Genomic DNA, 13,248 nt, shown 5'->3' on the forward strand with positions numbered 1-13,248 from the left:
TTTTTCAGTAAGACACACTTAGTTATAAACCGAAAGTAAACACAAATACGAATAAGATTTGTTACATGTCAAAAGTGACCATTGTAATTTAGAATAAATCTGTATTTTTTTATACTCGTATATTTATAGATTAAGAATATTTTAAGGTATAAATTAATACGCATTTGTATTAAAATATTAGAATTGTAATCTGTAACCAGCTATTTTTAGTTGTATTTTCAGACCAAAGTTAGGTAAAAAAGTGAATTCTAAGAAACAAATGCCAGTTCACCACGCTAGTAATCCCTCACGTAAATCAATTCCTAGAATAGTAATAGCAACTTTGTTATTTTTATTCGTATTCGTGGCATCTGGTATCGGAATTACTTACTATAACCTACAGTCTTCAATAAAAACTGTAAATGTCAATAAACTTTTAAATAAAAAAAATAGCAAACCTGTAGATTCATACGATGGGAAACCTCTAAATATATTAGTCATCGGTTCAGATGTTCGCACAGGTAAAAATTCACGTTTTGGTAATGAAGAAGGAATGCGTTCTGATACAACTTTACTAGTGCATATATCTGCTGATAGAAAACACACACAGGTTGTCTCCATTGCTCGCGATATACTTTTGAATATTCCTGAATGTAAGCGTGCTGATGGTTCTGTAGTGCCTGCTAATTACAATCAGTTCAACAGTGCTTTCGCCTATGGCGGTTTAGATGGAAACATATCATCAGCAGCCGCTTGCACAATTAAAACAGTGGAAAGTATGTCTGGTATAAGCATAGATGAATTCGTTGTCGTTGATTTTTCAGGGTTCATTAATGTTGTAAACAGCCTTGGTGGAGTCGACTATTGTTTCGACCAAGACATAAACGACCCACTATCTGAGCTAAATGTGAAGCAAGGTTGCCAAACACTAGATGGTTTTCATGCTTTAGCTCTCGCTAGGGCTCGTTATTCCCTAGGTGATGGTAGCGATGTTTCACGTATCAATCGTCAGCAAGAGCTAATATTCAAGCTAATTGAAAAGGTAAAAGCACAAAATATTTTGACAAATATCCCTACTCTTTACTCATTCTTGAAGAGTTCACTCAGTACTTTAACTACTTCTGAACAATTAGGTTCACTAACTACTATGGGTGGTATAGCTTATTCTTTACGCAACATTAAAAATGAAAACATACAATTTGTGACTTTACCTATACAGCAAGCTCCACAAGATTTAAATAGGTTAGTTGTATCTCCTGAAGCTGCAACTGTATGGCAACTTTTGAAAGAAGACAAACCTATTCCTGCTGATTTGGTTGGATTAAAAACTTTCGTTAAACCACAAGAACCTAATGCCGACTCTAAAAACACTAAAGATACTAACAACTCTAAAGAAAAGTCTAGTAAGAAAAATACAAATTAAAATCTAGAGTTATAATAGTGTAATAAAATTATTGTTTTTATTTGTTACAAGAGGATGATTATGAATCATAATGAAGATGTTCCACCGTCTTTCGCGCCAAAAAATAGGAATAATCCTAATCCTAGAAATAAAAATAATGACCCAATAATTGTAGGAAAAAATAATCCCATTCAACATTCATCTAACCGTTCAAATATAAGTAAAAATTCTAAAGCGAATAACACATATAATCCGTCAAATATAAACAGTAATTCATCATCTATTCCTCCTAGTTATACTCCTTTGTCTCAAAGACGTAACAAACCAACAAATTACGAAGCTAGGAATATTAGTTCACCACGTAAAGCCCCTGTTTTCCGTTCTACCACAAACAAAGACAATATGAATGCAAGGCAAGAACTTAAAAGTTATGCTCCTAGACTAAATAGAAATTCCGAGCATTCTGCTAGCAATACCTCCCCTCAATCAAACGAGTATTACTCCAATTTACAATCGCCTACCAACGGCGTTTTACACCAAAATCTCAAGAAAACCCCTACAAAGAAAAAAGTTAAAAGAGTTTTAATATCTGTATTAACCATACTTATACTAATATGTGTAGTTTGGCCATCTTACCTATTTTATAGGGCAAACTCACAGTTAAATACAGTTGAAGCTATCTCTGATATGGCTAAAACTTCTGAAGGAACTACATGGTTGATTGCTGGTTCTGATTCACGTAGTGATTCTCATATTCAAGATAAAACTGAGGGAGAAAGGTCTGACTCGATAATCTTGGTACACAAAGCACCTAATGGTCAGGCCTCGATGATTTCTTTACCAAGAGATACTCTAGCCAGAATACCTGGCTACGATTTAGATAAATTAAATTCCTCTTTTTCTTATGGAGGAGCAAAGCTTCTTGTAAAAACAGTTGAAGGTCTAACAAATACTAAAATTGACCACTATGTGCAAATTGGTATGAGTGGTGTGGAGAATCTAGTAAATGCTGTAAATGGCGTGAATTTATGCCTAAACTACGACGTTAATGACCGTTTATCAGAACTTGTGTGGAAATCAGGTTGCCATGACGCTGATGGAAAAACAGCTTTAGCTTTTGCTCGTATGCGTTATTCTGACCCTTTGGGTGATATAGGGCGTGCTGATCGTCAAAGACAAGTTGTATCTAAACTCATGAATAAAGTGTTCACACTACCAGTTATGCTAAATCCTTTTACTCAGCTGGCTTTAGTTGATGCTGGTTCACAGTCTGTTAAAACTGATCAAAACACTGGTCCATATGATATAGGTATGTTGGCTTTAGCCTTCAGGAAAGCTCGTAACGATAACATTAGCGGAGTTCCACCTATCCGTTCGCTAAATTATGTTCTGCTATCAGGAGCTTCTACTGTTCTACTTGATCCTGATAAGAAAGATAATTTCTTCAATAAAATGCGTGAAGGTAGTCTAACTCCTGATGATTTCGAAAAATTTGGTGGATAGAAAACTATAAAGGGTAAATAGTTTATTAATTACTATCTACCCTTTTAACATGCTTACTTTATTCTTCAAGCAGTTAGAGTATTTAACCGTATTCGTAGCAATATTTGACTAAATATAAATTCACTAACAAGCTCGTATAAGTAAAAATGAGCCTTATATTTAGGTTACATACGAGAATAAGTTTATAGATAAGCAAAAGAGTAATGCTTATGCTTTTGTATATTCACCCACTCTTTAAGTTTTCAAAATAGTTATAAAACGAAAACTCTTTAAAATTTAAGCAAAACCCAAATAGCAAATCTTAATAAAGTATATTTCTTCCTCAAACGTACACTGAAAATAAAAATACAATAACTTTATAAAAGCTTTTAATATAAAGTGTAAAAGCAGAAAAGCTCCACTAGACAGATAATGCTAAACTATATGTTTTTTACCAGAGCTGAAGCATGCAAACACAAGGAAGCTGCAACTGATACGTTCAAAGACTCTGATAAACCAGGCATATCTATTTTCACTATACCGTCACAAATGTCTTTTTCATGCTGAGTAAGTCCTTGAGCCTCATTACCGAAAACCCAACAAGTAGAGCGTTCTAGCTTGATAGGAACAGTAGAATTACGATCAAAATTCTTACGTTCAAAGTAATCTTCAATTAGCAGTTCTAAACTGTAAGCTTGTTCGTCACCACTAGTACCTAAAACACTAATATCTGCTTTTTTACAAGCCCTAACTATTTCTTTGAAATCAACGTCATAAATAATTGGAATATGAAATACTGATCCTGCACAAGAACGAATCACCTTAGGAGAAGTAACATCCACGCTATTTTTACATACAACTACAAGATCAGCGCCAAATGCGTCAGCACTGCGTATAATAGTTCCTAAGTTACCTGGATCTTGAATTTGAGGTAAAATAGCAACAGTTTGAACATTAGTTAAGTCAACTGTAGATATATCTGTAATAAATAATGATGATTTTAATACACAAACTACACCTTGAGCATCCTTACTCATAGCCTGTATCACTTCATCGGCACAAACATGTACCCACATTGTTAAATCTAAAGCTTTTTCGTAGTAATCAGGTCGTTTTTGTATAAGTGAGTCAGATAAATAAATATCTTTAATGTATTTTGAATTAGATTCATCAGCTATTAGTTCTTTGAAGTTTTGTAAACCTTCAACTAATAAAGAACCATATTTTTTACGTACTGAACGCCTAGACAGTCCAGCTATTTTTTTCACCCTATCACTTTTAGGGTTTGCTAGAATATCTAGGCGTTCAAAAGTACTTTTAAGGTTGTTCATTTATTTAGCAACCGGTGCATTAACGTCAGCTGGAAGAGCCTTTTTAGCGATTTCAACTAGAGCGTTAAAAGCTACGCTATCATTTACAGCTAATTCAGCTAGCATACGACGGTCAACTTCAACCTCAGCTAGGCGCAAGCCCTGAACGAAACGGTTGTATGTCATACCCTGTAGACGTGCTGCAGCGTTGATACGCTGAATCCATAGGCGACGGAAGTCACCCTTGCGTGCACGACGGTCACGGTATGAGTACACCATTGAGTGTGTAACTTGTTCCTTAGCCTTACGGTATAGACGTGAACGCTGTCCACGGTAACCACTAGCGCGATCTAAAACCGTACGGCGCTTCTTGTGAGCATTAACAGCTCTTTTAACGCGTGCCATTCTTGTTCTCCTACTTTCCTAGCGGCCTTACTTACCGAGCAATCTTTTAACTCTTTTAACATCGTGTGAATCGACTAGCTGATCTTCAGCCAAACGACGTGTACGACGACTTGACTTATGCTCTAGCAAGTGACGGCGGTTAGCCTGCTCACGCATGAGCTTGCCGCTTCCTGTTGTACGGAAACGTTTCTTGGCACCTGAGTGCGTCTTATTCTTAGGCATTTTATATCCTTTATTCTGCTAAAAGCAGATCGTCCCTCCCCTACTACCAACAAGATAGAAGGGCCGTGCTAAGCACGTTTAATTCACGCTTCAATAGGTTATTCAACTATTCAGCTGAATTGGATTCTTCAGTTTCAGCGTCAGAACGAAGCTGTTCTTCTTCACGTTTGCGTCTTTGTTGAGACTTAGAAGCAACTTTCTTTTTCATAGGAGCCAAAACCATAGTCATATTCCTACCGTCTTGACGAGGTGCAGACTCAACAGTTCCAAACTCTTGTACGTCTTCAGCCAAACGAGATAGAAGTTTTATACCCATCTCTGGACGAGATTGTTCACGTCCTCTAAACATAATCATAACTTTAACTTTGTCACCAGCATTCAAGAAACGAACAACGTGACCTTTTTTAGTTTCAAAGTCATGATCATCAATCTTTAGACGGAAACGAATCTCTTTCAAAACCATCTTAGCTTGATTTCGACGAGCCTCACGAGCTTTCATGGCTAGTTCATATTTGTACTTACCATAATCCATCAGTTTACATACTGGAGGATTAGCATCAGGCGCCATTTCGACCAAATCTAAATCTGTTTCATCAGCTAGACGCAATGCATCTTCGATTTGAACAACACCTACTTGTTCACCACTAGGACCAATCAAACGAACCTTTGAAGCCCTAATTCTCTCATTAATGCGTAGTTCGGTAATGAGCTACTCCTTATACTTGAAAATGAAATACGTGAGTGAAACGAAAAATCCCTCACACCATTGATGCGTGCGAGGGCCCAAGCAACACAAAGAAATGTGTTGACATAACCCGACCCCTATATAAACGAGATCCAGGTGGGAGAGCCTCCGCTTGCATACTGGACATTTGTCCAGTCGGTCAAAGAAAATTCTAGCAAATCTCAGCTCTAATTTCCAATATTTATGCCTTAAAAGGTATAATTTCTATAGAATCAGTTGACTGTAATAATTCATTAAAATGACTTAAAATTTCTTTTACTTCTTCAACCAACATGCTAACTTCGTCTTTATCGCAATCAAATGCAATCAAAATTTCAGTTTCACAGCGCTTACCCAAACGAATCTGATAACCTTTTGCAGCTTCAATCTGTTTTAAAACTTCACCTAACTTATTTGCAAGCTGTTCATTTTTCCAAGCAGGCGTCCATACACTACCAGCACTCATGCAATAAACTGCTTGTCTACCAATCAATAAATTTTTATTATCTTTATCAAGAAGTATACGTCCAACTTGTAAACGTAAAGCCAAAGAAACTAAGTCTTTACCTAGTATAGGCATTGGTCTAGCAGTTGGAAAAACTTTAGAAAAATCTTCAATATTACTAAAAGCCAGAAGTATTTTTTCTCCAGCAAAGGTATCAAGTACAAAACCTGTTTCTTCACCGTCAGAGTATTCCACTAACAAAGGAAGAAAGAAACGTAAATCAGCAAATCCCTCAACTATTTTCTCCAAACAAAGTTCAAGGTCTTTACAAGCATACCAGTGTGAAACATATTCTGGCATTTGTCCCATGTCGCCAATAAAAGTATTTGGTGAAAAACTCTTTTTACTCATCATTATTTACCCTCGAAAAATGGTAAAATTCTCTCAAAATCTCGTTCAGTAGGTGTAAAAAGCAAAGCAGATAATGCACCGTTTTCAACACTCAAAATAACTTTTTGCTGAAGAACTTCGCCCCACGCAACATTTGGAGGCTGAGTATATTTACAGTCTAAATTCAAAGCTGGGTGCTGGAAAACTAAAAGCTGATTTTTACAATTCACCGTCTCGTTTTCGGCTAAAAAGTTATGTTTTTCCTCAACTTTTTTTACCTGTACTTGTCCACTATAAACATAACTACTACTAGAAGCTTGCCACTGATCAATAAATTTAATTTCTCCATAAGATTTACGCATTTGGGCAGGCAAATCCGGGTAATTTTGCAAAAAGTTATTTCCTGAAAAGACAATATTACTAGCATTACCTATACAAAGTACTTTTTTCCCTCCGCATAAGCGACGTTCAATTAGTATTGCTAAGCGATTATCCTCAAAGAAATGACTTATTGCATCTAAATCAGCATTAGAAATAACTACAAGCAAATCGGAATCAAAGCAGGAAATAAAGTCTACCTTATCGCTAAAAATTTGTACTTCATGCCCACGCTCTGAAAAAATATTTTTCATACTGTCAACATTTTGCTTTATAGCTACAATACTAATATTCAACGTTATCACTCAGATCTAAGCATGAGTTCGGTTTATTCTTCATCTTCACGAAATAAGCGGTTAATCCAACCACGTTTTTTAGAACTACTATACTTTTCAAAAGTTATATTACCTAAAAGCAAATCTTCAATATCTTGACTAAAAGCAGCTAAAACTATACTAGGAGGTAAGCACTCGTCAACTTTTCCATTCACATAACGTTTGGCAACAATTTGTCCTAAATCAGCGTCTTCAATATCGACTTTTCTAAGCCACGCAGTCATTGTTACAATGCCATGAACTCCGACAAAATCACAAGATTTCATGATAACGTCCATATGAGAGTCAGGTAGTTGTCTATCGTTTACATCCATCAGCATTTCAAGAGAAGAAACCATAACTTCGTTTTCTAAGAAAACAGTAACCAGCCCCAGCTCAGCTTTTACAGGCTCAACATCTAACCCACAACTTTCAAGTGCAGTTTTAACTAGTTGCACAGAATTAGAAGGGTAGGTAATAATTGTACGACAGATTTGTTCAACACCATCATCTATACATGAGGTGGCTTTCAAAGATTTTTCTTCCTCTGATTCTATTAGTTTTGAAAGTTCAGCGTCGAAATCAAAACCATCTAAATTCAGATCTTTGTCATCCATAACCTTCTCCAAATCAACATTCAAATACAATTATATGAAAACTAAAAGGAATACAAAATATTAACGCATATTTTTAAGATAGATTCCTACGACGACGGCCAACTCCCATCATCACACCAGTAGAAACTTCTTTATCTGACATGAATTTATTTGAAACTGTGGTAAGAGATATACGGAAAACAGGAGGTTTCAAATTAGCTAACTCTATTCTCGCACCATCAGCTTCCACTAAATCTTTAGCAATACTAAGACCTAGACCACTAGAACCATGCCCTGAAAAGTGCTTCTCAAACACGCGGTCAGCTATTTTCTCATCTATGCCTTGACCTTCGTCCCTCACTTCAATCATAGCACCCTTATTTCCACTGTTATACGCAGTAACAGTTGTAGTACCGTCACCATATTTCAAGGAATTTTCAATAAGTGTAGCTATAACTTGTGAAATATAGCCTTTAGTAGCCAAGACTGGATTCGTAGTCTCATCGATTACGATTAAGTCCCTCTTAGCTTTCCTAAACGACAAATCCCACTCTTTGTGTTGCTGGTCAAATATTTCAAATAAAAATACAGCTTCTTGATTAGATGTATCGTTATTCTTAGCATTATTTAGTAGGTCTTGAATAACTTGAGTCAAGCGTTCAATTTGCTCTAAACATTGGCTAGTTTCTCTCTTAATTTCTTCATCATCAGTAATCAGCTCAATTTCTTCAATTCTCATAGACAAAGCAGTCAAAGGAGTGCGTAACTGATGCGAGACATTTGAGGCAAATTGCCTTTCAACAGCTAGTCTTCTAACTATTTTTTCAGCAGTACGAGTCAGCTCAGCTTCAACTAAGTCAATTTCTTCAATCCCACTTTTAGGTAGTTGAGAAGTAATACCCCCAGATCCAATACCTTCAGCATGAGCAGCCAAATATATGAGCGGAACACTAAGCTTGTGTGCAAGGTACAAACCAGCTGAAGCAGCGCTTAAAGTAATTACACCTACACCTATGAAAATAAAAATCCACATAAGTAGTATTTCACGGTTAGCCTCGTAATACAGCGTTTTTACTGTAACTAAAGCACCGTTCAGTGATGCTACTCTATCTACATATCCAGAATTCAAAGGTACATCTTTACCCGTAGTAAGAGTCTTCAAATTAGGCAAAATAACATTTACATAACTATATTTTGATGAATCATCTTCTGAAGGCTGACGAAAAACCCGCTTATCTACTGACAAATTCCTATTAAGTAAACTATCTACACGCATAGCTATCTCAGAAGCATTACTATGGTTGTATTCACTATGCTTCTTAACAATGTAATTTGATAGAGCTATACCTGAAGGTATTGCAAGCACTATGGTGACAACCACTACTATGAAAAGTCCCATAGTAAGGGTCTTATAACGCATATATTGCCTACTTATTTACCTCAAAACGGAAACCAATACCACGAACAGTAGTTATATAGCGTGGTTGTACAGCTTCATCACCAATTTTTTTACGTAGCCAAGAAATGTGCATATCAAGAGTCTTAGTCGAAGTAGTCTCATCACTACCCCAAATCTTACCCATCAAGAAATCACGTTCTACTACGTTTCCAGCTTGCAACATTAGTTCACGCAACAATTCAAACTCTTTAGCGCTCAAAAGCACTTCTTCCCCAGCCTTATAAATACGATGAGCTAGGATATCGAGTTTAATGTCCTGAACCACAATTTCATGTTCTTCAGAGGAAGCTTCACTATTTGTACGACGCAACAATGCACGCACACGAGCTAATAATTCAGCCAAACGGAAAGGCTTAGTAACGTAGTCATCAGCGCCTGTATCCAAGCCAACGACCATATCAACTTCATCAGTACGTGCAGTCAAAATCAAAATAGGAAATGAACATCCTTTGGCACGAACAGCACGAGCAACATCCAAGCCATCAATATCTGGCAATCCCAAGTCTAAAATAAGCAAATCGCAACCATTAAGGTCTTCAAGTACAGACACACCTGTCTGATACACCTTTACGTTGTATCCTTCACGACTCAACGCCCTAGTCAAAGGAGCTGAGATTGATTCATCATCTTCTACTAATAATACTGTTGACACGTCATTACCATCTTCCAAAGAATAATACACACATCTAATTATAAAAAATATTTCACAGAAAACAAATTATATATAAAACTAGACACAAAAAATACCACTTGATATGGGGTGGCTGACGGGGCTCGAACCCGCGACCTTCTGGACCACAACCAGATGCTCTACCGACTGAGCTACAGCCACCATATTATCCATCAAGTGGAACAAGAAAAAATAATAGCAACTTTTTAACAAAATATCAAATAAAAATAAAATATCTTTTTCAAAGTTCTGAATAAAAACACGAAATACTCGAACAATAGTACAAAAATACAAATACCTGCCAAAACATACATAAAACAAGCACTATGATTTAACACAAAATATACAAAAAATTGGGTGAGATATTCTCCCACCCAATCTTAAATCTAACTATAAACAAGTAGATAAATAATCTTTACCAGTAAACACGTGCTGCTATTGCATTAGCAAACTTCTCAAGATTGTCTTTATTAGAAGCAAAATACAAACGTGAATCTATCAAAGAAGCATCCATTAAATAGAAACTACCCTGTCCATCTGGAACAATATCAATACGTGCATATAAACTCAAAAGGTCATGTCCAACAACAGAAGTAATCTTCTTGTGTATTGCTGCACGTACTTTCTCACTAAATTCCCAAATCTCAGGAGTGATTTCAATGTTTTTATATTCTTCCTGTGGAACACTCTCACCAATCTTATAAGAAGAATGCAAAGTAGGCGCTTTTTCAACAACATGAGACAAAATACCATTGAAATAGATTAGGCTAATTTCACCTTTATGGTCTATTTCTTCAAGGTATTTCTGAACCATTACACTGTAACCTTCACCAAGCAATTTCATAGCGTGTTCAATAGCTTCTCCACGCGAAGCAACACTGTTTGCACAGTATCTACCAACATCAATACCAGCAGTGTACATAGCTGGTTTTACGACAAAATCACCAGAGGATGGGAAACGTGAATGAACTTGAATCTTTGACAAATTTGATTCAGATTCTAGCCAAATAGTAGGAACAACATTGATTCCCTGAGCTGCAAATTCTTTCAAAAAGTGTCTATCTCTATTCCAAGAAATGATACCGATAGGATTCATCAAATGTTTTATTGACCTAGCCCATTCTAAAAATTTCTCACTCTTTGAATCGTAGTCACCAAGAGAACGCAAAATACAAATACCTGCATTATCCCAGTCAACACTTTCATCATTCCAAGCTTGAAGCTCGACAGTAATACCACTTTTTTCTAGTAATTGTGGCAAAGCTTGCTCATCATCACGTAACTGTGGATACTGCAAGCTTGTGACTAAAGTAACTTTTGGATTATTCATACGATTAAGATTACTGACTTTTTAAAGATAAATCAAAAATACAGCCCAAAATACTGTATATACGTAGTAATATTATTAGATAAGTCAACTAGAAATGAGCAAAAATGTTATTTCCTGAGATTCAACCATATGAAACTGGTTTATTAGAACTTGATGAAAAAAATAAAATGTACTGGGAAATTAGTGGTAATCCTAACGGTATACCTGTTGTTTTTGTGCACGGAGGTCCCGGAGGAAGCACTACACCTGCTTTTAGACGCCTTTTTGACCCTGAAAAATACAAAATTATTTTATTTGATCAAAGAGGCTGTGGAAAATCAATTCCTAGTGTCTTTACTAACCCTGAAGAAATCGAAAGCAATAACACACAAAATCTTATAGAGGACATGGAAAAACTACGCCAACATTTGGACATCGACAAATGGCTAGTTTTTGGGGGATCTTGGGGTTCAACATTATCTTTGCTATACGCTGAGCATTACCCTGAACGCGTAAAGGCTCTAATCTTGCGTGGAATATTTACTGCTCGTCCACACGAAGCTGCTTGGCTGTTTGAAGACGGAGCAAAGTATTTTGCTCCTAAGGAATGGGCTGAATATACAAAGGATTTGGAGCTAGATCCTTTGAATCCTTCTATCATCAACGCTTATAACAAAGTGCTTTTCGGTAAAAATGAGCAAAAAGCTGTAAAGGCAGCCCTAAACTGGGCAAAGTTTGAGACTCTACTTTGTAACCTTTACCCTAGGACAACTCCGCTGGACGAAGAAAACCCTGAGTATATCAAGGCTGCTGTTGAAATTGCTCGTATAGAAAACCACTTCTTCAAACACTACTCATGGCTAAAGAACAACGAAATTTTGGATAATACTGACAAAATAGCTCATATACCTACAACTATTGTGCAAGGTAGATATGACTTAGTATGTCCACCTATTAGTGCTTACGAGCTACACGAACGTTTACCTAATTCAAAGCTTATACTAACAGTTGCTGGGCATTCTGCTATGGGAGATGAAGAAAATCTCAAAGCTCTAGTTACTGCTCTAAATGAATATGAAGACTAGTTTTAAACTAGTTATCTTACTTTTTGCTTGGAGCAAAGTTGAAGGTAGTAGTAATCTTTGACTTTGCTCTATTTCCTATTACTTCAGATAAATATAATACTCTCTGTTTGTTCTAATAATAATTCAAAAAGTGTATAAACTTTACCCAGTTACAATCTCATCTATCATAAATTCAAATCCTAAAGTCTCATGGATTTTTCAACTTAATCTTTAGTCTTTATCTTTTGATTTTTGAAAGCTTTATAACTTGATTTTTCACATCACCACTATAGCAACAAGAAATCTTAGCAAAACTAATAGAATCATTATTAACTTCCACAAAGAAACGATTCATATCCACACTAGCTGAATCAACTTTACTAGAAATCTCTAGTTCCTTGTCCTTATACCCTTGCTAGCTTTCAAAGCATTTTCTTTCAAAAGCTTTCAACATTTCCTCAGCACTAATAGGAGTATACTTTTAGCATTTTCTTCTTAAATCTCTCTGCTTAGTCTACCCTTTTTCTCCCTTTTTATTCTCCTTAGAATCAGAATTATCAGAATAAGCAACAAGCCCTAAAGATAAAATACAAATATACAACAACTACAGCTCTTCAAAACCACTTCTCATAAATAATCTCTTTGCTAAAATATTTTGTAACAACACATTGAACTGTCTTTTTCTCTCTTCCTACCAGAAATTAGCAATTTTTACGTTCAAATCTAAAAACATACCGTCATTTACAAGCAAGCAAATACACACTTATTGACCAAAAGTACTAGTAATTACAAAAGCTTTCACCTAATTTTTATCATAATAACTAAACAAGTTTTGCCATAATCACTTATTTGTAATACTATTCGTATTATTCAAAAGACTTCCTTAAGTTACCTCGAGTAAAAAGCGTCAAAAGATAGTTATAATCTGGAAAATTAGGCATTATTACAAGTATTTATTGAGATATTTGAGACTATATAAATATCGCGATACGACGAAATAAACATAGATAAATTGTGAGAAGAAGTCAATAATTTTATAAACTCATAGTCATACTATAAACAGTAGTTTCAAATGTAGTATTTACATCTAAGAGGTATT

13 protein-coding genes and 1 tRNA gene are annotated in these 13,248 nt (G+C 35.8%); 3 read left to right on the forward strand and 11 right to left on the reverse strand.

Features of this window, described 5'->3' with window-relative positions; translation table 11 throughout:
* Nucleotides 1-241: 241 nt before the first annotated feature.
* Together HCQ94_RS04610 and HCQ94_RS04615 are read left to right on the forward strand one after the other, a co-directional pair.
* Nucleotides 242-1,402, forward strand: coding sequence for an LCP family protein (locus HCQ94_RS04610; protein WP_166978735.1), 1,161 nt, complete (start codon nucleotides 242-244; stop codon nucleotides 1,400-1,402).
* A 60-nt stretch (nucleotides 1,403-1,462) separates the two neighbouring features.
* Nucleotides 1,463-2,884, forward strand: a complete 1,422-nt coding sequence (locus tag HCQ94_RS04615; RefSeq protein WP_232525708.1) for an LCP family protein — start codon at nucleotides 1,463-1,465, stop codon at nucleotides 2,882-2,884.
* A gap of 419 nt (nucleotides 2,885-3,303) precedes the next feature.
* On the opposite strand, the gene HCQ94_RS04620 is transcribed toward HCQ94_RS04615, so the two are convergent.
* The 11 genes from HCQ94_RS04620 to HCQ94_RS04670 all read right to left on the reverse strand — a co-directional run bounded on the left by HCQ94_RS04620 (nucleotide 3,304) and on the right by HCQ94_RS04670 (nucleotide 11,106).
* Entirely contained in the window at nucleotides 3,304-4,194 is an 891-nt protein-coding gene (locus tag HCQ94_RS04620) for a TrmH family RNA methyltransferase (RefSeq protein WP_166982303.1), read from the reverse strand.
* The gene (gene rplT, locus HCQ94_RS04625; protein ID WP_166978739.1) at nucleotides 4,195-4,578 is read right to left on the reverse strand and encodes a 50S ribosomal protein L20; all 384 of its coding nucleotides are present in this window, start codon (nucleotides 4,576-4,578) and stop codon (nucleotides 4,195-4,197) included. It abuts the gene before it with no gap.
* A 27-nt stretch (nucleotides 4,579-4,605) separates the two neighbouring features.
* Nucleotides 4,606-4,800: a 50S ribosomal protein L35 gene (gene rpmI, locus HCQ94_RS04630; RefSeq protein ID WP_166978741.1), complete on the reverse strand. Its 195-nt coding sequence runs from the start codon at nucleotides 4,798-4,800 to the stop codon at nucleotides 4,606-4,608.
* Between the two features lie 106 nt (nucleotides 4,801-4,906).
* On the reverse strand, nucleotides 4,907-5,506 hold the full coding sequence (gene infC, locus HCQ94_RS04635) for a translation initiation factor IF-3 (protein WP_166978884.1): 600 nt from the start codon (nucleotides 5,504-5,506) through the stop codon (nucleotides 4,907-4,909).
* A 220-nt stretch (nucleotides 5,507-5,726) separates the two neighbouring features.
* Nucleotides 5,727-6,383: a hypothetical protein gene (locus HCQ94_RS04640; RefSeq protein WP_166982305.1), complete on the reverse strand. Its 657-nt coding sequence runs from the start codon at nucleotides 6,381-6,383 to the stop codon at nucleotides 5,727-5,729.
* Nucleotides 6,383-7,033 carry a hypothetical protein gene (locus HCQ94_RS04645; RefSeq protein WP_166982307.1) on the reverse strand — a complete coding sequence of 217 codons (651 nt, stop codon included), beginning with the start codon at nucleotides 7,031-7,033 and terminating at the stop codon, nucleotides 6,383-6,385. The genes HCQ94_RS04640 and HCQ94_RS04645 overlap by 1 nt, the downstream gene beginning before the upstream one ends.
* Before the next feature lie 32 nt (nucleotides 7,034-7,065).
* Nucleotides 7,066-7,668 carry a hypothetical protein gene (locus HCQ94_RS04650; RefSeq protein WP_166982309.1) on the reverse strand — a complete coding sequence of 201 codons (603 nt, stop codon included), beginning with the start codon at nucleotides 7,666-7,668 and terminating at the stop codon, nucleotides 7,066-7,068.
* A 73-nt stretch (nucleotides 7,669-7,741) separates the two neighbouring features.
* Nucleotides 7,742-9,067 (reverse strand): sensor histidine kinase, encoded by a 1,326-nt coding sequence (locus tag HCQ94_RS04655; RefSeq protein ID WP_166978749.1) that lies wholly within the window; start codon nucleotides 9,065-9,067, stop codon nucleotides 7,742-7,744.
* Nucleotides 9,068-9,074: 7 nt separating this feature from the next.
* Nucleotides 9,075-9,758: a response regulator transcription factor gene (locus HCQ94_RS04660; RefSeq protein ID WP_166978752.1), complete on the reverse strand. Its 684-nt coding sequence runs from the start codon at nucleotides 9,756-9,758 to the stop codon at nucleotides 9,075-9,077.
* 104 nt (nucleotides 9,759-9,862) lie between these two features.
* A tRNA-His gene (locus HCQ94_RS04665) sits at nucleotides 9,863-9,938 on the reverse strand.
* Between the two features lie 253 nt (nucleotides 9,939-10,191).
* Nucleotides 10,192-11,106 (reverse strand): ATP-grasp domain-containing protein, encoded by a 915-nt coding sequence (locus HCQ94_RS04670; RefSeq protein ID WP_166982311.1) that lies wholly within the window; start codon nucleotides 11,104-11,106, stop codon nucleotides 10,192-10,194.
* Nucleotides 11,107-11,210: 104 nt separating this feature from the next.
* On the opposite strand from HCQ94_RS04670, the gene pip reads away from it, so the two are divergent.
* Complete coding sequence (gene pip, locus HCQ94_RS04675) at nucleotides 11,211-12,170, forward strand: prolyl aminopeptidase (RefSeq protein ID WP_166982313.1); 960 nt, start codon at nucleotides 11,211-11,213, stop codon at nucleotides 12,168-12,170.
* Nucleotides 12,171-13,248 lie beyond the last annotated feature (1,078 nt).

It is taken from the genome of Actinomyces sp. zg-332, from assembly GCF_011751945.2.
Lineage (GTDB): Bacteria > Actinomycetota > Actinomycetes > Actinomycetales > Actinomycetaceae > ZJ293.

Excerpts from the sequence above, each read along its gene's own strand:
- HCQ94_RS04615 (WP_232525708.1), top strand. The coding sequence starts at position 1,463 with ATGAATCATAATGAAGATGTTCCACCGTCTTTCGCGCCAAAAAATAGG.
- HCQ94_RS04620 (WP_166982303.1), bottom strand. The coding sequence starts at position 4,194 with ATGAACAACCTTAAAAGTACTTTTGAACGCCTAGATATTCTAGCAAAC.
- rplT (WP_166978739.1), bottom strand. The coding sequence starts at position 4,578 with ATGGCACGCGTTAAAAGAGCTGTTAATGCTCACAAGAAGCGCCGTACG.
- rpmI (WP_166978741.1), bottom strand. The coding sequence starts at position 4,800 with ATGCCTAAGAATAAGACGCACTCAGGTGCCAAGAAACGTTTCCGTACA.
- HCQ94_RS04640 (WP_166982305.1), bottom strand. The coding sequence starts at position 6,383 with ATGATGAGTAAAAAGAGTTTTTCACCAAATACTTTTATTGGCGACATG.
- HCQ94_RS04650 (WP_166982309.1), bottom strand. The coding sequence starts at position 7,668 with ATGGATGACAAAGATCTGAATTTAGATGGTTTTGATTTCGACGCTGAA.
- HCQ94_RS04655 (WP_166978749.1), bottom strand. The coding sequence starts at position 9,067 with ATGCGTTATAAGACCCTTACTATGGGACTTTTCATAGTAGTGGTTGTC.
- HCQ94_RS04670 (WP_166982311.1), bottom strand. The coding sequence starts at position 11,106 with ATGAATAATCCAAAAGTTACTTTAGTCACAAGCTTGCAGTATCCACAG.
- pip (WP_166982313.1), top strand. The coding sequence starts at position 11,211 with ATGTTATTTCCTGAGATTCAACCATATGAAACTGGTTTATTAGAACTT.